The organism is Parafrankia sp. BMG5.11, from assembly GCF_004337455.1.
In genome coordinates, this window is the sequence record NZ_SJXI01000092.1 from 1 (window position 1) to 20,261 (window position 20,261).

Below are 20,261 nucleotides of genomic sequence, written 5' to 3' on the forward strand. Positions count from 1 at the left end.
CACCCCCGCCTGAACAGGCCTGTCACTCCGGCCCAGGCCGGATAATGGGCCCATGAAAGGCGTCTTCGTCGGCCTGACGACGCTTGATTCGGTCTACCTCGTGGATCGGCTTCCAGGTGCCGACGAGAAGTGTGTGGCGCGGGATTTCGCCATGAATGCGGGCGGGCCTGCGACGAACGCCGCGGTGACGTTCGCCTACCTCGGCGGGCGGGCCTGCCTCGTGAGCGCCATCGGCACGTCCCCGGCCGCGGCGCTCGTGCACGCGGATCTCGCGCGCTACGGGGTCCGACACATCGAGCTGGTGCCGGAGCAGTCCGGCGACGGTGCAGCCGGTCCCTACGGAGCCCTCGCCGCGCAGGGAGTGGCCGGTCCCGCCGGCCAGCACGGCCCGCCCACCGGACTGCGCTCCGGCGGCACCCGCTCCGGCTACGGCCCGGCGGGACCGCTCACCGGATACCCGCACGTACGCGGCCGGGGCGGGCCCGGCCTGCCCGGCGGCGCGGCCCACAGCCCCGCCGGGGCGGTCAAGCCGGCCGGCCACGTGCACGGCCCGGTCGGCGGCGCCCACGGCGGCGGGCACGGTGGGCACGGCAACGGACCCGGCGGTGGCCACGGTGGGCCTGGCGGTCACGGTGCGATCGGCGGTCACGGCGGAATCAGCGGCCACGGCGGGATCGGCGGCCACGGGGTGGCCGGCGGGGCCGGGCTCGGTGGAGCCGGCGTCCTCGGCGGGATGGCCGGCCTGGCCGGTGCCGTCCAGACCGGGCCGAACACGGCGGCCGCCGGCCACCTGGCCGGCCAGTCGGCGATGTCCTACGCCCTCCCGATGTCAGCGGTCATGGTGACCTCGCAGACCGGCGAGCGTGCGGTGACCTCGACGCACGGCATGGTCCCCCGGTGCACCGCGAACACCTCCGCCGCGGCCGCGGTCGCCGACGCCGACGTGGTCGTGCTCGACGGCCACCAGGTCGACGCCGCCATCGGCCTGCTCCGCACGCTGCGCGGCTCAGGCCCGCCGGTCCTCCTCGACGGCGGAAGCTGGAAGCCCGGCACCGAGCAGATCCTGCCGTTCGTCGACGTCGTGATCTGCTCGACCGCGTTCCGCCCCCCGGGCTTCGACCCCGGCGCGGACATCCTCGGCCTGCTGCTGCGCTACGGGCCGTTCTTCGTCGCCGTCACGGACGGCCCCGGGCCCATCCGCTGGGCCACGGCGGAACGGCGCGGCCACGTGCTGCCCCCGGTGGTGGCCGCCCGAGACACCCTGGGCGCCGGTGACGTCTTCCACGGCGCCTTCGCCTGGATGATGGCCCACGGCGCGCTCGCGACCGACGAGCTGGTCGGAGCCCTCGGCGAGGCCTCACGGGTCGCCGCCCGCTCCGTCCAGACCTTCGGCCCCCGCAGCTGGATGACCTGACCCCGGCGGGCCGCCGGGGATGCGGTCAGCCCGCAGGCACGGTCAGCCCGGCAGGCTGGGCGGCGGGCTCGCCGGCCGCGTCCCGCGCCGCGCAGCCGGCGAGGTGGTCGTTCACCAGCCCGCACGCCTGCATGAGCGCATACGCGGTGGTCGGGCCGACGAAGACGAAGCCGTGCCCCCGCAGCGCCTTCGCCAGCGCCTTGGACTCGGCGGTCACCGCCGGGACGTCTGCGAGCCGGGCCGGGGCCGGGCGGGGCGGCGGCGCGAACGACCAGACCAACTCCTCCAGCGGCTCGGTCAGGGCGAGCACCGCGCGGGCGTTCGCGATCGTCGCCTCGATCTTGCGCCGGTTGCGGACGATGCCGGCGTCCAGGAGAAGTGCCTCGACCGTGCCCGCGCCGAACGCGGCGACGGCGGCCGGATCGAACCCCGCGAACGCCGCCCGGAACGCCGGACGCTTGCGCAGGATCGTCAGCCACGACAGCCCGGACTGGAACGCCTCCAGCGTCATCCGCTCGAACAGGCCGACAGTGTCCCGAACGGGCCGGCCCCACTCGGTGTCGTGGTACTCGACGTACAGCGGCGTCGACAGCCCCCAGGGACACCGCGACCGCCCGTCCACCCCGGCTGCCAGGTCGGACAACCCGGTCACGGGACGAGCCCCTCGAAGCCGGGCTTGATGACCTCGTTGATCAGCGCGAGACGCTGGTCGAATGGGAGGAAGGCGGACTTCATCGCGTTCACGGTCAGCCAGCGGATGTCGGACCAGCCGTAGCCGAACGTCTCGACCAGGGTCGCGAACTCGCTGGACAGCGTCACCCCGCTCATCAGCCGGTTGTCGGTGTTCACCGTGACCCGGAAGTGCAGCCTGCGCAGCAGACCGATCGGATGGCGCTCGATGCTCGGCGCCGCCCCGGTGTGCACGTTCGACGACGGGCACATCTCCAGCGGGACACGGACATCGCGCACGTAGTCGGCCAGATCCCCGAGGGTGGCGTTTCCGTCCGGGTCGACCGTGATGTCGTCGACGATGCGCACGCCGTGCCCCAGCCGGTCGGCGTTGCACCACTGCAGCGCCTCCCAGATCGACGGCAGCCCGAACGCCTCACCCGCGTGGATCGTGAAGTGCCCGTTCGCCCGCTGGATGTACTGGAACGCGTCCAGGTGGCGGGTCGGCGGGTTGCCCGCCTCCGCCCCCGCGATGTCGAACCCGACCACCCCGGCCTCCCGCCACCGGACGGCCAGCTCCGCGATCTCCAGCGAGCGGGCCTGGTGGCGCATGGCGGTCACCAGCGCGCGCACATGCAGGCCGGTTCCCGCCGAGCCGGCACGGAAGCCGTCCAACGCGGCCTCGACCACCTCGTCGAGCGACATGCCCTGCTCGACGTGGAGTTCCGGGGCGAACCGGACCTCCGCGTAGACGACCCCGTCGGCGGCCAGATCCTCGGCGCACTCGCGGGCCACCCGGGCCACGGCCTCAGGCGTCTGCATGACGCCCACCGTGTGGCTGAACGTCTCCAGGTACCGCACGAGCGACCCGGTGTGCGCACCTCCACGGAACCAGGTACCGAGCTTGTCGACATCGGTCGTCGGCAGCCTGGTGTACCCGGTGGCGTCAGCCAGCTCGACGATGGTCGCGGGCCGCAGGCCACCATCAAGATGATCGTGCAGCAGGACCTTGGGAACCCGGCGGATCGCAGCCTCAGTGATCTTCTCGCTGGCCTGGCCAGCAGGGATGTCCACGCTCACCTCCCTGACGGTAGGCCACCCCACCGACAGTTCGCCGTCCGCCACATGACGACGAGCAGACACCGCGCCCCAATCCACCACACCCGCACCACCCGCACCACCCGCCCCCCGTACCCCCATGCACCGCACCCCGCACCCCGGCACACCGCACCCCACAGCCCGGCACACCGTCGCCCACACATCCCAGCGCACCGCGGTTCACCAGCCACCCAGCAGATTCACAAATAACCCAAATAGAAACAATCCATACACACCAAAATGGTGTGTGGCGGGTGAATGAGTCTATCGGGACGCACCATTCGGGACATAATTGAACCATGGTCGCGAACATGGTGATGTCCGACGAGTCGCTGATGACCTGGGATCAGGTCATCAGCGAGGAGGCCCGCGCGCTGTTGGCCGAGTTGCTGGCCCGTGATCCGGTTGCCTGCCCGGTGCCGGTCGGGATCTACGGCCGGATCAGCCAGGACGACGAGCACGACGCGAAGGGAGTCGCCCGACAGATCATGCTGGCGTTGAAGCGGATCGCGGCCGAGCCGACGTGGCGGTTGGCGGTCCGGCCGATGGTCGACAACGACATCTCAGCGTCGAAGAGGAAGCGCCGGCCGGAGTACGAGCGTCTCGCGACGGCGGTCGACGATGGGTCGGTCGCGGTCGTGGTCGTCTACATGACCGGCCGGTTGTGGCGTAACCGGATCGAACGGGCGAACGCGCTGGAGACGTGGGCCGCGCGCCGGATCCGGATCGTGGCGACCAAGGGCCAGGACCTCGACCTGTCGTCGTCGTCCGGTCGGGTGGTGGCCGGTCTGTTGGGCGAGCTGGACACCTACGAGATTGAGCAGATGTCCGAGCGGCACCGCGACGAGTCCGACCAGCGCGCCCAGGCGGGATTGCCGCCCGGTGGCCGGTGCTACGGCTACGGCACAAAGCGGACGATCAACGACGACGAAGCCGAGATCATCCGTTTCCTGGCCGACCGGGTATTGATCAACGGTCATGGGTTGGGGATGCTCGCCGCGGAGATGACCGACGCCGGTGTGCCGACCGTGCGCGCGAAGACCTGGACCGTGCCCGCGTTGCGCGGGATCTTGACCAATCCCGCGTTGGCCGGATTGCGTGTCCACCGAGGGGAGGTCATCGGCGCCGGCACGTGGGAGCCGATCCTCAGCGTGGACACACATCACCGATTGGTGGCCCGGTTGCGCCACCGGATGGTCCCGCCGGGTTGGTCAAACCGGCCCCGGCATCTGCTGTCTGGGATCGCGGTGTGTGGGAAGTGCACCGCGCCGCTGTTGGGTCGGGCCCAGGACGGCCGGATGTCCCCGACCTATCTGTGCCCGCCGCCCGAGCGTGGGGGGTGCCGAGGTATCCGCCGCGTGTCCGCCCCGATCGATCTGTTGGTAGAGACGACGGTGGTCGAGCTGTTGGGGACACCCGGGGTGATCGAGCAGTGGGTGTCAGCGGACGCGGCGCATGCCGCGGAGGTACTCGCCCTCTCCGCGCAGGGCGACGCGGCACGGGCCCGCGCGGCAGCGTTGGGTGTGGAGATGGCCGGTGACGACCCGTCCGACGAGATCACGAAGATCATGCGCCGGTCGCAGGTCGACACGCTTCGTGCTGAGCTGGAACAGATCCGCCGGAAGCAGGCAGCGGCAGCGTACGACACCGCGTTCGACGGCTTGCTAGCGATCGAGGACATCGCCGCGCACTGGCCGACGTTGGGACTACCACGCCGCAGGGCGATCATCCGTGCCCTGGTGACGGTCGAGATCCTGCCCGGACGACGCGGACGCGGCGGTTTCGACCCGGACACGGTCCGCATCGAGCGTCGCACGCGCGAGCAGGTCTAACCGGAGGGACCGGGGGTCCGGTGCCGACGCGGCACCGGGCCGAGGACCTCCCGCACCAGGTGGATTTGCTCGCCGCTTAGCGGCCCTTGTGCCGCAAGGGTGGCCGCGAGCTGTCGCGCACGGGCCGTCACCCGTTCCACGAGCACCGGATCAAGATCGGGACGTGGGAGTGGTACCGGGCCGCTGACAGCCCACCCGCCCACCCACACCCGGGCCGCGCTGGCAGCACCGGCACCAGACTCCACAACCGACAAACCAACCGAAGGACCATCGGACCCTTCGGGACCCGTCCCCAGGCCAGCCACCGGCGGAACAGGCGGAGTGATGCCCGTAACGGTGGGATCATGGTCATCATCGTCGTCGAAGAGTGAGGGCTGAAAGGCAGCTTCGCTGCTCATAGCCCGGCCAGCCAGACATCCGCACCCGACCCAGCCGCGCCGTCAGGTGGGTCGGTGTTCCCGCCGTACAGGCCACGCCCGGAGTACACCCACTCCCCGACAGCGACCGTTGCCGGATCACCGTCCAGGCGGCCGAACGCATCCACCGGCACCCGCCCGGACAGGACCGCACCGATCGTGCGCGACCACACCCGCCGCACCGTCCGCAACGCCCCGAACGTCGTGGAGTACTTCCGCGATTTTGTTAGCCAGTGGCCACCGAAGCCCATCTGGTGGGCCCAGCGCAGCAGCCGGGGGACATCACCGGAGTCACGGCCGAGTGCTGCATCCAAGGCCGCGATGAACGCCGGGTCATGGCCGAGCCGCCAGCAGGTCTCCACCAGACGGCGGACATGCGGAGCCAGGACCAGTCGCCCCAGCGCGGCCAGCGACCGCACCGGATGATCCAACGCGCCACCGGCCGCCGCCGACTTGGTGATGTACTTCGCCAGGTAGTTACTGACCCGCCCCACGTCGGTGGGCCCGTCCAGCGCGATCCGGCGGATGTCGACCTGCACACCCCAGCGCACCGCCCACCCGCCGTCGGGTGCCGTGGCGTCGAGGGTGCCCGCGTCCGGGTCGGGAGCCGGCACCGCCACCGATCCGACAACGCCCCGCAGAGCGTCCGCGACCAGCTCCCCATCTGCCCAGCTCGGGGGAGCCGAGTCGGGACCGTCGGGCCCGTCGACCCGGACCACCACATGCAGATGCACCAGGCCGCGTGCCTGCATTTCCGCGACCTTGACGAACGACAGCCGCGCCGCGCGTCGAAGCCCGGCCACGGTCAATCCGGCCGCCGCCGCTACTGCGGATTCGGTGGCGTCGCGGGTGGCCTTCCACAGTTTCGGAACGAGTGCGTTCCACACCACGGTCCGGCCGTAGGAGTAGCAGTCCGGGCAGATCGGCGAGCCGAGCCGGGAATCCTCGGCATGGTGCCGCTCATGGCAGCCCGCCGGCCGACCATGCGGACAGAGTCCCCGCCGGGGGTGACACGCCCGCACCGGACCGGTTTTCCCGCCCTGCTGACGCCGGGAGTGCACCGGCCCGAACGACGGCGCCGTCAACGTCACGAACCACGCCGGATGCCCCGTGACCGTGTCCGGGACACCCTTGCCGCCCGCCAGCCCCGCCAGGACGAGGCGCCGCGCGTCCCGCTTGTAGACCGCCGAGCAGGCAGGGCAGGCGGACTCCCGCCGGTTGTTGCACCGTACGTGTAGCACCCCACCGGGAAGCGTCGCGCTGTCCACTGCGCGCCGGATCTCACCGGTCGCGGTATCTACATGGTCAACATGTCCGGATAGGCGGATCGGGCGGGAGCAGCCGCCCGCGATCGGCCGATCGTCGGGGGAAGCCTCACTCATGATCGTGTCCCTGTTTTCGGGCACGGCGCGTACCGGCCCGGCACGAACAACCAGGCCGGTACGGCCATGCGACGAGAAGGAGAGAGGAGGGGGGTTAGCTCTGGCCAGGGGGCCGGTTACGGCGCGCGAAGCGCTCCCACAGCGCCTCGGACGCGGGGCTACCGTCGTCCGCCGCCGGCGGAGGCACCGGAGGCAGCGCGGGGGGTGGGGGAAGCGGCAGGGCCCGCAACGGGATCGTGGGGTCGTCGTCCACGCGGTACGCGCTCACATCAGGCACCCATCCGCGACCGGCCGCCGGGCTCGCCGTGGCGGGGGGAACCGGCGGGGGCGGGGGTGCGAGCGCCGCCGTGGGCGGGACGAGCCGGGGCAGCTTCGGCGCCGGAGCACTGTGCGGCAGCGCAGCCCAGGCCGGGGCAGCCCACTGCGGTGCCTGCCCGTACTGCGCGGCCATGGTGTGGATGTCCTGGTCGTCCACCCACGCGGCGCGCACCCGCACGGGGGTGGGATCACCGTCTTCCAGCACGTAGCCGACACCAGGCAGCGACATCGGGATCCGGTCGGTCCACGCACCGCGCAGGTAGGCGTCATCGCCCAGCACGAGGTTGGCTTCCGCGGCTTTCATCCGCAGCGCGACCCGGATTTGGAACAGGTCCCGGAACGGCACCACGTCCTTACGCGGATCCTGGACCGCGCCGATCACGACGACACCGGCCGCACGCCCTTGGGACAGCAGCAGCGAGAGCGCCCCGGAGATCCGCTGTTTGGTTTCCCGGTCCGCCGCGTAGGCGGTCAACGCGGCAATCTCATCCACCATGATCACGATCAGGGGGTGTTTCGGGGTGGGGGTGTGCAGCCGGGTCCGGCCGCGTAGCCAGCCCGTACGCCGCTGCATCGTGCCCACCGCGTCTTCGAGCAGATCCGCGATGCCCCCGATATCCGTGGCGAAGCGGCTGAACAGGGGCTCACCGAACCCCAGCTCCATCCCGCCCTTGGGATCGGCCGCCCAGACCTCGACCAGCCCCGAGCGGATCGACACCGCGAGTGCGCGGACGATCGACCACAGCACCGATGCCTTACCCGCACCGGACGCGCCAGCGACGAGGACATGGGAGCCGCGTAGCCGTAGCAGCCACGGGCCGCCGTCCTCACGCCGCCCGACCGGCACCGCATCCAGATCCGACAGATCGGCCGCACCGCCGTCGAGGTCCACCGCGCCGACCGTGGCCCCGAGCGCCTCCCGGTTCACCAGGACCACATCCGCCCGCCCGGCATGCGCCAAGTCCGGAGCGATCCGCAGATCACGGCCCCCGAGCGCCGCCGCGAGTTTCAACGCGACCCGTTGCAGATCGTTCACGTCTTGGCCGGGACGCAGACGGACGCGGAAGGTTCGCCCCGCCGCCGTACGTCGCACCCGCCGTATCCCTGGAGAGCGCCCCGCTACTTCCAAGCCGGACGCCCGACACGCCGCCGACCAGCGGCGCCGCAGCCGCCCGACGCCCAGCCAGCCGAGCACCGCGACCCGCCACGGACGCACGACCAGGACCAGCACGGCGAGCACGCCGAGCGCGACCATCCCGCCGTCCGGGCCGAACAGTCCGGTGAGTTGACCGCGCAGCCACACCAGCCCGAGCAGCGTCCCCAGCTCACGGCGCCACCCCCACAGTGTCCGAGCCCCGTACTTGACCGCGAGTTCCCAGACCGAGGGACGCAGCCGTAGCCGGAAGTTGTCCGGCCGCAGCCTGCCCGCCCGCACCTGCAACACCGGCACCACACCCACCACCCTTCACATGAAGATCAGCCAGAACCGGGAAGGGGGCGGCGGCCCGACACTGGGTCAGACCGCCGCCCCGTCTGCTCAGCCCTTCGAGGGCGACCCACCCGCCGGCCGGACCGACGCCGCGGAGTAGGAGATGCCGTGACGGGCGCCCATCTCCCACACCCGCCCGACCAGACCCGTGATCACCACGGGCGCGCCGACCTGCACCGTCGGAGCCGCACCCGCCACGCGCACGTTGACCACACTCGCCGTGCCGTCGGCCATTCCGAACGCGACCGGGACCTGATACAGAGCCTCGCCGTCCGTGTTAGCGCGCTGGCTCTTGTTGTCCATCTCCATCACCGGCGCCGCCGGACCCATCGCCAGCGTCACCGTGAACGCCGCCATGTCGATCGGGATAACACGCATCAGAAAACCTCCGAGGATTGTTGACTGGGGGTGTTGACCGGCCGCCATCGCCCTTCGACGATCCACCCGCCGAGCAGGAAAAGGGCAGCCGACTTTCGGGAAATTCGCAGGACAAAACAAGGACACGAGCGAGAAAGAGGAACCGGACCGCCCGCAGTGGGGTCTGTTCTACGGCCGGCGCTGGTCGTTTCGGACCGTGTGGAGTACCCGGCAGACCTCGACCGCGAGCCCGAGGAGCAGGCCGTCACGACGGGCGGGTTTCTGCAACGCCCACCCGGTGAGCCCCAACGCCGCCGCCGCATGTTCGCGCCGGACACCGAGGGGTTGCCCGCCCATCCCGTCCGCCAGCCCAACCAGCGCCGCCACCGCCGCACCCTGCGCCCCACCCAGGCCCGTCACCGCCAGCCGGAGCAGTCCCTCCGCGGCGATAGCCCTGATGACCAGGGGGGTTGTGTCGTCCGGGACCAGGAGCCGGACCAAGTTCGGGGCGTGTTCCACGAGCGCCTGCGCCCGCACCCCGTACCGAACCGCCCCGTCCAGCTCCACCCACAGATCCGCCAGATCCGGGAGGGTCACCGCGACACCTCCATCCGGTCCACGTGGTCCACCGACACCGACACCGACACCGGCGCCGGCGCCGACGGAGCCGAGTCCGGCCGGGTGAGAACCCCCAGGACCGCCATCACCGAGAACGACGCGACCGCGATCCCCACATTCAGCGCCAGCAGCGCACCCCAGAACAGAATGCGCTGCCGCCGGGTCAGCTCCTCTCCCATCAGCGGATCACCCGCGCAGCCACCGCACCCGCAGCCACCGTCAACGACCCGAGGACCAGATACGGCGCCGACTCGAACGCCCACTCCACCGCCGCGAGCACCAGATACAGCGCGCACACCGCCGCGCAGATCTTCGCGAACGTCCACCACAACGACCGCCGATACACATACCGAGCCACCATGAACCACCTTCCGAGGAAAGACGTGACGCCCCTTGCGGGCATCTGGCGGGGCGTTTCCCGCCGTGCACGCAGCATTCCTCGAAACGCTGGCAGCGCGCTGCACCGCTAACCGGCCTCTAACCAGCATCAAAGCGGCACAGGAAAGGCCGCACGGCGGCAGCAGCCCGCCACCGCACCCGGCACGCCAGTGGCACACGACTGGCACACCCCCAGGTCAGCCACCCCGACCTGCGGACCCGTCCGCAGCGGCCCCGAAGCACTCCCGGACCGGGCCCTCACAGCCCCGATTGGCCCCCACGCAGACTTTTGTGAGCTGCGCCACACGGTGTTGGGGGTGGTTGTCGGGCGCCGTGGAGTGGGCCGCGGGAGCCTCGGCGCGACCCCAACCCCCACTTAAGTGCCAGTCAGACCCGGAATATTTGGCCGGACGGGGCGGCACGTTCCGGCACGAGTCGGCACGTTCCGGTACGGGCCGGCACGGGCCGGCACAACAGCACGGACCCGAGTAACGGCAGCAGCGTCCAGAAGCCTGCGATAGCCCCCGATAGGCGGCATCCTTGCTGCATGCAGACACCGCAGCGCCCACAGGCCCCGGCACGCCGCGTGTCCGAAGACGTCACCCGCGCACCCCGCCGGAAAGCGTGCGGCACCGGATCGGACAGGTTAGACCCGGACAGGCGCCAGGTGATCACAGGGCGCGTTGTTGGAGGCTAGTGGACGCAAACACCGCAAGACGTGGTCCAACGTGTCAGAATGCTCAGCGTTGCCCCGAACCCCCGCGTTCCGGGCGACACACACGAAAGGAGGGAACGGCGGGGGAAAGCGGGGGCCGACCAACGGCCCCAGCCGGACCGCACATGACGACCGAACACCCGATCGACGTTCCGACGCTCACCCAGCAGCTCCGGAAGGCGATGCGCCACGGCGTCCGCGCCACACGCCTTGCCACCCACGCGCCGCACCTGGTCGACCTGCTCACCCCCAGCCACACCGGCAGCCCGGATGATCGGGCCATCGCCGCCGAGCAGATCATCCGTGACGCGACCGAGCCTCTCGGGCCCAACGTCGGAGCAGCGATGCGGATCATGCTCGGGTTGGAACCCGGAACCTGGCACACCGGGATCGAAGACCGACGCAAACGCGCCGCCAAACGCATCGGGATCACCCCCGGGGCCTTTCGTCGACCCCGACGCGAAGGCACCTACCTCCACGACATCGCCTGGGAGATCTGGCAGCAGCGACGCAAAGCCGCATGACCCGCACACCACCACCCCGCGCACCACCAGCACACCCCACAGCCCCGGGGCACCCGCCACACCAGCGGACACGCCCCGGGGCTGTTCCATACCCCGACAACGACGACGGCCCCGGACCACATCCGCCAGACGAGGAAGGGCGGGAAAGATCACGGGGCCGTCAGCTCGAAACGGAAAGCCTTCAGACCTTCTTCACCGAATTCTTCTGGTCATCGGCGATTCCGGAATATCAACTTCAGTTGCACGCGCCGTAATAATCAGCGTTGAGGGTGATAGGTCGCGATCTGCCTGATCGATTTGCACGTCAGTGAAGCCGGCGCGCCCGAGGATACCCGCCCACTGATGCGGATGATGTAGGTGCCACCGGATGGTTCTGTCGGACACGGCCACGGAACTCCTACGGTTGTCTAAAGCGCGTACCGAAAATACCAGAATCCCGCCTGGAGCGAGCCTGCACCCGATTAGCGCAAGCAATGGTTTCGTAGGGCAGAGTCCAACTGCGCCAAATATGGAATAGCAAACATCGAAGGTATCGCATGCGGAAAGGTAGCGGAGTGCTTCTACGTGCCGGACGTCAAGCTTGGGCCACCGTGAACGGGCCCGGAGTATCTGAGAGGGCGCCGCATCAATTCCGATACCGCGCGCCCCGCAGATGTCGACCAGGTAGGCTAGATTTTCTCCTGTCCCGCAGCCAAGTTCGACAACTCGCCTGCCGGTAACATCGCCCAGGAGAGCTATTCCCGGGTCCGCCTGCCTATTTCGAGTCCAAGCGAATGATGGCTCACGAGGAGGGCTCTCTAGGTCGCCGGCCGCGATACGGGAACGGGCATGCCGTTCCCATACCGCGACGTTCACAGCGTGCGTACCCACAGGAATGTCATCGCCTCATCGAGATGCCGGCGGACGACCTTCGCGGCGAATTCGTCCTGTTGCCGATCCGGCATCCATTTTGTGGCCTGTTCAAGATACCAAGCGATGATCCACAGTCGGTGCCAGCCCAAGGCCCAGTATTCCGGCGGCAGGCCCGCTCGATGATAGGAAGCTTCGGCCGCGCCGCCGGCCTGGACGTACGCCGAGATCATACGCTTGAGGCTTATTGGGTCTGCCCATGCCTGGGTGCCGCGCCATGACGCCAGATCCAACAGGCCCGGACCGGTGAACGCCCGCGCCCAGTCCATGAGACGCCAACCGTTAACGCCGATATGCAGGCTTGTCGGATGGAACTCACTGTGGCATAGCGAAAACGGGGGGATGTCGGCACCACTGGCAAGCCGATCCGCCTCATTAGCCAGCAGCGACAGAGGGCGATCCAAGTCGCTGTCGGTCCATCGGCCTTCAGCGCGCAAATCCTGCAAGCTGGTGATTGCCTGGCTAGGCAGTGCCGCCAATGCCTCCCGGTCCAAGACGGCTAGCCCGTCAATGTGATCCACCTTGTGCACCGCGACCGCAGCATCCACCCCGTCGGCCAAGGTCACGTCACGGACAGGGTCTCCGAGGTCTTCTAGAAGCATGCCGAGCATGCCACCGCGAATAGCGCTGGTGAGGAGATACGGCACAGGGACCCCCCGCCTGTGGACGTGCCAAAGCACTTTAGCTTCAGCGGTGAACGGCTCCCGCGCCGCTTTGAATATCAGAGTTTCGCCATTTGCGAAGCGGACCCGCTCCACTCCGGACAGCGCCCACACCCGTACCTCTTGACGGCTCACGGGCCATCCCAGTGCGGCTTGACTGGCCAAGTCGGTCAGCAAGAGGGTCTTTACATCCATATCTCTTATATTCCCGCCAAGTGCGTAAGTCGGACCGGTGACGGCAGCGCACCGTCACCGGCCCGTGGAACGACGAGGGTCAGGCGACCGCGCCGGGCCCCGCCAGGGCGAGGATCGACGTGATCCACTTGTGCTTGAGGCGGCCCAGCTCTCCGCGGAACCGCGCCAGATCGACACCGAAGGGCACCACGGCCCCGCCCGACATGTTCGGGGCGGACTGGCAACCGTGCACGAGCCGGCCGCCGAGCGCCGCGTGCGCCTTCACCGCGTCGACGCGCCGGTACTCGTTGAAGAAGCCCCCGTGGTAGAGGTCGTCGATCCGCTCAGCCTCGTCCGGGCTCAGGTCGAACACCACCCGCGCCGTGGCCGGGAAGAACCAGGCCGGGCCGATGTCGGAGATCTCACCGGACATGTCTACCCGGTTGAGGGCCGCGAGCGTGGCCGACTCCCGCAGAATCCGGAGGTCCTCCTCGGTGACTCCGGCGAGGTCCGGGGTGTCCAGCAACTCCGGCGCGAACAGATGGCTGTACACCTGCTCCGCCGTCCTGAGCACCTTCGCTGCGTCGTTCGTGCGCTGGCCGAACACCCGAACGAAGTCCAACGCCTGCTGCTCCACCGTCTCGGTGTCGGACTCCTCCCGGGGGAGGAGGTCTTCCACCACGCGGTCCCAGTCCACCAGCATCCACACCGGCTGCTCACTCCGCCGGAAGAAGTACACCTCCGGGTCGATCACCAAGTTTCGGTTGTTCACCGTCACCCCCGGGATACGCTCCCACGTGGGGCTGAAGGGCTGGAGCGTTTCCACCCCGATCCTCTGCGAAGTCGCTGTCGTCGTACCCATGTCCAGTCCCCTTCTCTTCGGACCGCGGCCCCGGCCGGGGACCTGATGTCAGCCCGGCCGGAACCGCTGTGGCGATCGTCCGGCGTCTCGCAAGGGGAAGGAATGTATGACCAGCCATCCGACATATGTCCGCGTCGAGGTCATGGCACCTGACCAGCGCGTTTCGGCCCATCATTGCGACATGCCCATGTTGCTCGGGGCGGAGATCAAGCGTCACAGGACCGCCGCCCGCCTCTCACAGCAGCGGCTCGCAACCCGAGTCGATGTTGATCAAGGTCTAATTTCCAAGATCGAGACCGGCGCCAAGCAGCCGTCGGCTCGGCTGATCAAAGCTATCGACGACGCCTTGTCCGCCGGAGGCGAATTAGTTAGCCTTCATGACCAAGTGGCGAAGGTTGGACCGAATGCGGGCGGCGATGAACATGCTCGGATTCAGAGGGAGATGGTAACCGTGACCGCCGACCGTGCCCGCGAATTTGTCCTGTCACACAAGGCGCAATCAACGACCGAGGCCATCGAGCAAGTATTCGATGAAGTTCGAGTGCTCGCCCTTGCCTATCCAAAGCGATCACTTATCGACGTGCTTGGTCCGCTCTCTGAAGTGCAAGAAACCGTTTTCAGTCTTCTCGAACAGAAGCAGAAGCCCGCCCAGGCCCAGCTCCTCTACCTTCTTGCTGGAGTCACCGGTGGCCTGCTCGGGAAAGCCGCGCATGATCTGAGCGTCCCGCACGCGGCCATGACTCACGCCCGGACGGCGTTCATCTGCGCAGACCAGGCGGACCATGACGGTCTTCGCGCGTGGGTCCGTGGTTTGCAATCCCTAATCGCCTATTGGGATAGAAGGCCGACAGCCGCCCTTCGCTACGCCCAGAGCGGTGCCGAGTTCGCTGCCCGCTCAGGGGGCACGGTCGCCGCGTGGCTCCCAATCAGTGAGGCACGCGCGTGGGCGGCACTCGGAGATCTTGAGCAGACCAGAACCGCTATCAAGACCGCCGAGAGCGCGTGGGAACGAGTTTCGCCCGACGAACTCGATGAAATCGGCGGAATGTGCACCTTTTCCCCGGCGCGACACTCCTACTACGCCGCCGACGCACTGGTTCTGCTACCCACCGAAACGGAAACGGCTGAATCCTATTCTGCGCGGGCTGTCGCCGCCTATTCCGACGAGACGCGGCCTGAGTGGGCCTTCGGCGACCAGGCCGGCAGCCATACAGGTCTCGCTCTCGCCCGCATCGCCCGCGGCGACCTGGACGGCGCAGCCGACGCCATCGTGCCCGTCTTGGACCTCGTCCCCGAACAGCGCATCAACGGCGTCGTCCACTCCGTGCAACGACTACACAGAGCTATTGCTAGCTCATCTCTCGGTGTCGATCCCGCAGCCCGCGACCTGCAAGAGGAGATCGAGACCTTCACCCGCACTCCGGCTGCCCTTCTGCAACGGTAGGACCGTGACCCTCTACCCTCTCCATCTACGCGGCACGGTCGTCACTCTCCGCGAGTTCGATCGAACTGACACCCAAAGCGCTCACCGCATCGTGGGTGATCCGCGTGTCACCGACTACCTCTCGTTTGACACCAGGAGCCTCGAACAGACAGAAGCCATGATCACAGGTGTTCTCGAACGCGCTCGGCATGAACCCCGCGGCGAGTTCTACCTAGCGGTTGATCGTGGCGGATCGTTGATCGGCTTCGCCCGCCTCGGCCTCGCTGGAGTCCAAGCCGCCAAGCTGGGATACGCGATCCACGCCGATCAATGGGGTCACGGTTACGCGACAGACGCGGTCCGTACCATCGTGGAGTTCGGCTTCGGTGTCCTTGGGCTCCGTCGGATCAGTGCGGCGATCGGACCCGACAACCTCCCATCCATCGCTGTTGTCGAGCGGCTCGGCTTCGCCCGAGAGGGACGTCTCCGTGATCACGTCTACACGAACGGGGCGTGGCGCGACAGCATCCTCTACTCGCTCCTTACACACGAATGGAAGCGGTTGGTCGAACAGCAGCCCGACGCAGGTAAGGGATGATCCGGACCCTTTGTCGTTGCGGCAGCGGTTGAAGATCGTCGCCAAAGTTCTATACGGGTTCAAGGCCGCCCCTTCGGGGCGGCAGGTGACCTGTATCACGTTGTAGTGGCGCCGCACACGCCGCGCCGAACAGGACCCCGGCCGACCCGCCGCGCACGACGGGGCCCCGCCTCCCTCCGGTCGGCACCCCATCGGCCCGTCGGTCCGGCCGCCCGTTCGGCGCGTCGGAGCGTCGCTACCTCTCAGCTCCCAGCCCCCGAAGGGGCAGACCCGCCGCTCATCCCAAGTAGCTCCGCCCTCTCACGTCGCTATCCCCCTTCCCGGGGTGCCGGATGATCTTACGGGCAGGCGACCAGGTCAAGGGCGCGCTACGCGCGTCGCCACGGCGATCACCCTTCGGGCGACCCTTGACCTGGCCACCAGCCCGTTAGAAGCGGCACCGAAGCGGGCCGGGGGAAAAATGGTTGGCTGACAAGACAAAACCAAGCACCCGCGCGGCACGAACCGCCTCGGGACGACAACGGCCAGGAAGAGCCGCCGCCGCCCCGAGGCACCGTTCAGCCGATCAGCGAGTCGATAACCGCCGCGTGGACCGGATCCGCCGTATCCGTGCCGTCACACGCGACCAGGAGCCGCACTCCCCGCCGCCGCAGCAGCCGCAGCACCGCTGTCAGAGCCGTGTCCGTCCCGGCAAGCCGGTCAAGGGTGTCAACCACGAGCACGTCATACCGTCCCGTGACCACCAGGCGGACCGCCGCCATCAGTCCCCGCATACCCGAGCCGTTCTGACGGATCGAGCAGCCCGCCTCCCAGCCCCGCGCGCCACACGCCGCCACGAACACGCCCCGCTGCACCGGATCATCCCCACCGCCCAGATGCCGCGTGAAACTCACCGCCCGTATCCCGCTCACGCGCGCAGCACCCCCGCGACTTGCGACCCGGTGTCCGACAGGATGTTGCCCAGCGTGACCGCCTGATCGAGGGTCAGGTCCGCGTGACCGAGCAACACCACGAGCGCGGAGAGCATCTTCAACACGAGCGCCTGTGCCATCTCGGTAGCGTCGTATCCGTCCCGCACGTCCGACGGCACGATGTCGACCCGCCGCCCCGGAGAGACGTGCAGCGCCGCCGCCTGAAGGCAGGCACCCGCAACGCCCGCGTAGCACGCCATCGCGTCGAGCGAGTCACCAGCGGTGATCGTCAGCGTCATCGTGTCGACCGCCACCACGATCTGAGGCACCGGAACGCCCGGGATCACACAGACGATCGGGGGAGGTCCGGACGGGTCGACCGTGACGTCTGTCCGGCCGATCTTTGGCATGATGGTCATACGTTCGAACTCCTGTTTCCGCAGGGGATCGGACCAGGCCCGGGATGGTGTTCGAGCACCGTCCCGGGCCGCTTTCATCTTCAGATCAATTGTCGCAACTTTGCTGTACGCAGTGAACGCAGCCGATCAACGACAAACGGCCGGCACCCCGAACTCAGGATGCCGGCCGCCGGTTGGGCGTGGTGAGAGCTACACGCGCACCGGACCGCAGAGCCGGAGCATGTCCGCCAGCGCGACGACCGAGCGAGGATCGATCCGCCTCAGGTCACGCCCGAGCCGCTCACCGGTCGGACCGTCCGGCGCCACGGTGAGAAGCGTGTGCAACGCATCCTGATACGGCGTCCACCCCACCGAACCCGACGCGTCGCCGGTAGGCACCCAGCCGCCGCCGGAACCGGAACCGTGGTCCACTGACCGGAAGCGCAACGTCACGTCGGTACCGCCAGGTGCGACCGACCAATGATCAACGAAGACGATCCTTGGCAGGCTCGCCGTCACGTCGACGAAGTCCCGCAACACGGCGCCCGAGGACACCGTCATATCGAAGACCCCGCGTGGCCGACGTTCCACGGCCACGAACGGACGGTCCTGGTACGGGTCTCGGCCGCCATCACCAGGCGGAGGCGGAATACTAGACACGGGTCACTCTCCCTGTGTGCGCAGGTTGCGGTGATCAAGGTTCCGGTGGGTGTGGCAACACCCGCCGGAACCGCCAACACCATCAACTATAGGGCGATGCGTCCCATAGTTCAGGCGAACAGGGAGATGCGTGGCGGACACGGACCCGTTGATCAGTTATCGCGAGATGGCGGAACGGGCCGGCATTAGGCCGGGCACGCTACGTAACTACCGCAGTAAAGGGCTACTCCCGGAGCCGGACGACCTCTCGGTGCCCGACCGGCCGAGGTGGAAGACGTCCACCTTCGATGCGTGGATGGCCAGCCGCCCCGGACGCGGCAGTCGCACGGACCTACAGCGAGAGGCCGCCCCCGACCGACCGGGGCGGGAGTAGCCCCGTACCCGCCCACGCCATATGTCGATGTGTGATGCACGCCATATGTGTCCCGAGTGAAATACCCCGATGGACTCACTCACCCGCCACACTTCGGGCGACTCGAGCCGGTGGGGGCGGGGCGACGGAAAACCAGAGGGTTGAAAGCCGGCGGATGGCGGGACGCTTTCTGGCAAGCAAGACAGCTGGCGGTCCTGGGCCAGAGGTCGGGCTCGGTGCGCGGGGCAGTCGCGCGGATCAGCGGCGCGGGGCGCGGATCAGCGGCGCGGGGCGCGGATCAGCAGCGCGGGGCGGAGCGCGGGTCAGCGGATGTGGTCGAGGACCAGTGGGGTGGGAGCGGGCGGTTCGTCGGTGACCGAGACGGCGTCCGCGAGTGCGGCGAGTGCCCGGGGGAAGGTCGCCTCGTCGTCGGAGTAGAGCTCGATCAGGGAGGCGCCGGCCTGGACCTGCTCCCCCACCGTCGCATGCCACCGCAGTCCCGCCGCCGCCGAGACGGGATCTTCCTTCCGCGCGCGCCCCGCGCCCAGGCGCCAGGCGGCGATGCCCAGGGCACGGGCGTCGAGGCGGCTCAGGTAGCCGTCCGCCGGAGCGGGGACGGTGCGGGTGAACGTGGCGCTCGGCAGTGGGGCGTCCGGGTCGCCGCCCTGGGCGGCGACCATCGCGCGCCACACGTCGTATGCCGCTCCGGAGGCCAGGACCTCCGCCGGATCCGGCCCGGCACCGGAACCACCGCTGAGGCCGACGATGTCCAGCATCACGCGGGCGAGGGCGACGGTGACCTCGACGAGGTCCGACGGGCCCGCCCCGCGCAGGGTCTCGACCGCCTCGGTCACCTCGGGGCCGTTGCCCGCGGTGCGGCCCAGCGGGGTGTCCATCGCGGTGAGCAGGGCCTCGGTGCGCACCCCGGCGCGGGTGCCCAGGCCGACCATCGTCCGCGCGAGCTCGCGGGCGTCGGCGAGTGAGGTCATGAAGGCGCCGGTGCCGACCTTGACGTCCAGGACCAGCGCGGACGTCCCCTCGGCGATCTTCTTGCTCATGATCGAGGAGGCGATCAGCGGGATGGACTCGACCGTGCCGGTGACGTCGCGCAGGGCGTACAGCCTGCGGTCCGCGGGAGCCAGGCCGGGGCCGGCGGCGCAGATGACGGCGCCGACGTCCGCCAGCACGGCACGCATGGTGTCCGGGTCGAGATCCGCGCGCCAGCCGGGGATGGCCTCCATTTTGTCGAGCGTCCCGCCGGTGTGCCCGAGCCCCCGGCCGGACAGCTGCGGGACGGCCGCTCCGCACGCGGCCACCAGCGGGGCGAGGACCAGCGAGACCTTGTCCCCGACCCCGCCGGTGGAATGCTTGTCGACCGTCGGGCGGGTCAGGCCGGACAGGTCCAGCCGTTCGCCGCTGGCGATCATCGCCGCCGTCCAGTGATCCAGCTCGTCGGGGGCCATGCCGCGCCAGACCACGGCCATCAGGTAGGCGGACATCTGCTCGTCGGCGACCCGGCCGTGGGTGTAGGCGTCGATGAGCCAGGCGACCGCGTCCGCCGGCAGCGCCGCCCCGTCGCGCTTGGCCCGGATGAGGTCGACGACGTCGTGGGACGCGGCAGGACCGCCGTGACCGCTGCCGGGGGCATCAGCGCTCATGCTCCGCGCTCCGCCGCAGGTGCCCGCTCCGCCGCGGGCGGCAGGTCCGCCGGGCCGAAGGCGCCGGGCAGGAGCTCGCCCAGGGTACGGATTCCGTCCGCGGTCGCCAGTTCGAGCTCGGGACCTCCGTGCTCGTGGAGAAGCTGGCGGCAGCGACCGCACGGCGCGAGCGGCACGCCCGTGCCGTCCACACAGGCGAAGGCGACCAGCCGGCCACCACCGCTGGCCCGCAGCGCCGAGACAAGACCACATTCAGCGCACAGTGTGAGCCCGTAGGAGGCGTTCTCCACGTTGCAGCCGACGACGACCCGACCGTCGTCGACCATCGCCGCCGCACCGACCCGCAGGCCGGAGTAGGGCGCGTAGGCGTGCCGCGCCACCCGCACCGCCTCGCCGCGCAGGTGCTCCCAGCCGCTGTCGTCCACGTTCCCTCCCGGACGGTTC

At 69.2% G+C, this 20,261-nt stretch carries 21 protein-coding genes; 5 read left to right on the forward strand and 16 right to left on the reverse strand.

The features are described from left to right. Positions 1-52: 52 nt before the first annotated feature. The gene (locus E0504_RS42805) at positions 53-1,414 is read left to right on the forward strand and encodes a PfkB family carbohydrate kinase (protein WP_131627225.1); all 1,362 of its coding nucleotides are present in this window, start codon (positions 53-55) and stop codon (positions 1,412-1,414) included. Between the two features lie 25 nt (positions 1,415-1,439). On the opposite strand, the gene E0504_RS42810 is transcribed toward E0504_RS42805, so the two are convergent. Together E0504_RS42810 and E0504_RS42815 are read right to left on the reverse strand one after the other, a co-directional pair. After that, entirely contained in the window at positions 1,440-2,066 is a 627-nt protein-coding gene (locus E0504_RS42810; protein WP_112105612.1) for a DNA-3-methyladenine glycosylase I, read from the reverse strand. Beyond that, the gene (locus E0504_RS42815; protein WP_020463376.1) at positions 2,063-3,157 is read right to left on the reverse strand and encodes an adenosine deaminase; all 1,095 of its coding nucleotides are present in this window, start codon (positions 3,155-3,157) and stop codon (positions 2,063-2,065) included. Before E0504_RS42815 ends, E0504_RS42810 begins: the two co-directional genes overlap by 4 nt. Before the next feature lie 335 nt (positions 3,158-3,492). Between E0504_RS42815 and E0504_RS42820 the strand changes: the two genes are divergently transcribed. Next, positions 3,493-5,013 carry a recombinase family protein gene (locus E0504_RS42820; RefSeq protein WP_207974673.1) on the forward strand — a complete coding sequence of 507 codons (1,521 nt, stop codon included), beginning with the start codon at positions 3,493-3,495 and terminating at the stop codon, positions 5,011-5,013. 394 nt (positions 5,014-5,407) lie between these two features. On the opposite strand, the gene E0504_RS42825 is transcribed toward E0504_RS42820, so the two are convergent. The 6 genes from E0504_RS42825 to E0504_RS42850 all read right to left on the reverse strand — a co-directional run bounded on the left by E0504_RS42825 (position 5,408) and on the right by E0504_RS42850 (position 9,954). After that, a complete protein-coding gene (locus tag E0504_RS42825) occupies positions 5,408-6,811 on the reverse strand; it encodes a replication initiator (RefSeq protein ID WP_131627229.1) in 1,404 nt (467 codons plus the stop codon). Between the two features lie 94 nt (positions 6,812-6,905). Then, positions 6,906-8,582, reverse strand: a complete 1,677-nt coding sequence (locus E0504_RS42830; RefSeq protein WP_373693995.1) for an FtsK/SpoIIIE domain-containing protein — start codon at positions 8,580-8,582, stop codon at positions 6,906-6,908. 84 nt (positions 8,583-8,666) lie between these two features. Beyond that, the gene (locus E0504_RS42835; RefSeq protein WP_131627233.1) at positions 8,667-8,996 is read right to left on the reverse strand and encodes a hypothetical protein; all 330 of its coding nucleotides are present in this window, start codon (positions 8,994-8,996) and stop codon (positions 8,667-8,669) included. A 168-nt stretch (positions 8,997-9,164) separates the two neighbouring features. Continuing rightward, the gene (locus E0504_RS42840; protein ID WP_131627235.1) at positions 9,165-9,572 is read right to left on the reverse strand and encodes a hypothetical protein; all 408 of its coding nucleotides are present in this window, start codon (positions 9,570-9,572) and stop codon (positions 9,165-9,167) included. Next, positions 9,569-9,772, reverse strand: a complete 204-nt coding sequence (locus tag E0504_RS42845) for a hypothetical protein (protein WP_131627237.1) — start codon at positions 9,770-9,772, stop codon at positions 9,569-9,571. The genes E0504_RS42840 and E0504_RS42845 overlap by 4 nt, the downstream gene beginning before the upstream one ends. Then, positions 9,772-9,954, reverse strand: coding sequence for a hypothetical protein (locus tag E0504_RS42850; protein WP_165938794.1), 183 nt, complete (start codon positions 9,952-9,954; stop codon positions 9,772-9,774). The genes E0504_RS42845 and E0504_RS42850 overlap by 1 nt, the downstream gene beginning before the upstream one ends. An 857-nt stretch (positions 9,955-10,811) precedes the next feature. Between E0504_RS42850 and E0504_RS42855 the strand changes: the two genes are divergently transcribed. Then, positions 10,812-11,210 (forward strand): hypothetical protein, encoded by a 399-nt coding sequence (locus E0504_RS42855; protein WP_131627239.1) that lies wholly within the window; start codon positions 10,812-10,814, stop codon positions 11,208-11,210. 192 nt (positions 11,211-11,402) lie between these two features. Here the strand turns inward: E0504_RS42855 and E0504_RS42860 are convergent, their stop codons facing one another. The 3 genes from E0504_RS42860 to E0504_RS42870 form a co-directional block, all read right to left on the reverse strand. After that, complete coding sequence (locus E0504_RS42860; RefSeq protein WP_306769348.1) at positions 11,403-12,080, reverse strand: methyltransferase domain-containing protein; 678 nt, start codon at positions 12,078-12,080, stop codon at positions 11,403-11,405. Beyond that, positions 12,062-12,916 carry an aminoglycoside phosphotransferase family protein gene (locus E0504_RS42865; RefSeq protein WP_243657872.1) on the reverse strand — a complete coding sequence of 285 codons (855 nt, stop codon included), beginning with the start codon at positions 12,914-12,916 and terminating at the stop codon, positions 12,062-12,064. The genes E0504_RS42860 and E0504_RS42865 overlap by 19 nt, the downstream gene beginning before the upstream one ends. Positions 12,917-13,055: 139 nt before the next feature. Continuing rightward, positions 13,056-13,817 (reverse strand): hypothetical protein, encoded by a 762-nt coding sequence (locus tag E0504_RS42870; protein ID WP_131627245.1) that lies wholly within the window; start codon positions 13,815-13,817, stop codon positions 13,056-13,058. Positions 13,818-13,923: 106 nt separating this feature from the next. On the opposite strand from E0504_RS42870, the gene E0504_RS42875 reads away from it, so the two are divergent. Together E0504_RS42875 and E0504_RS42880 are read left to right on the forward strand one after the other, a co-directional pair. Beyond that, positions 13,924-15,261 carry a helix-turn-helix transcriptional regulator gene (locus E0504_RS42875; protein WP_131627247.1) on the forward strand — a complete coding sequence of 446 codons (1,338 nt, stop codon included), beginning with the start codon at positions 13,924-13,926 and terminating at the stop codon, positions 15,259-15,261. A 4-nt stretch (positions 15,262-15,265) separates the two neighbouring features. Then, positions 15,266-15,838 carry a GNAT family N-acetyltransferase gene (locus E0504_RS42880; protein ID WP_131627249.1) on the forward strand — a complete coding sequence of 191 codons (573 nt, stop codon included), beginning with the start codon at positions 15,266-15,268 and terminating at the stop codon, positions 15,836-15,838. Between the two features lie 557 nt (positions 15,839-16,395). On the opposite strand, the gene E0504_RS42885 is transcribed toward E0504_RS42880, so the two are convergent. From E0504_RS42885 to E0504_RS42915, 5 genes are all read right to left on the reverse strand, one after another. Continuing rightward, the gene (locus E0504_RS42885; RefSeq protein WP_243657873.1) at positions 16,396-16,731 is read right to left on the reverse strand and encodes a recombinase family protein; all 336 of its coding nucleotides are present in this window, start codon (positions 16,729-16,731) and stop codon (positions 16,396-16,398) included. A gap of 14 nt (positions 16,732-16,745) precedes the next feature. After that, positions 16,746-17,168, reverse strand: coding sequence for a hypothetical protein (locus E0504_RS42890; protein ID WP_131627253.1), 423 nt, complete (start codon positions 17,166-17,168; stop codon positions 16,746-16,748). Positions 17,169-17,357: 189 nt separating this feature from the next. Then, positions 17,358-17,708, reverse strand: coding sequence for a hypothetical protein (locus tag E0504_RS50905; protein ID WP_165938796.1), 351 nt, complete (start codon positions 17,706-17,708; stop codon positions 17,358-17,360). 774 nt (positions 17,709-18,482) lie between these two features. Next, complete coding sequence (locus E0504_RS42910; protein ID WP_112108680.1) at positions 18,483-19,817, reverse strand: thymidine phosphorylase; 1,335 nt, start codon at positions 19,815-19,817, stop codon at positions 18,483-18,485. Continuing rightward, positions 19,814-20,242: a cytidine deaminase gene (locus tag E0504_RS42915; RefSeq protein WP_112108679.1), complete on the reverse strand. Its 429-nt coding sequence runs from the start codon at positions 20,240-20,242 to the stop codon at positions 19,814-19,816. The genes E0504_RS42910 and E0504_RS42915 overlap by 4 nt, the downstream gene beginning before the upstream one ends. Positions 20,243-20,261 lie beyond the last annotated feature (19 nt).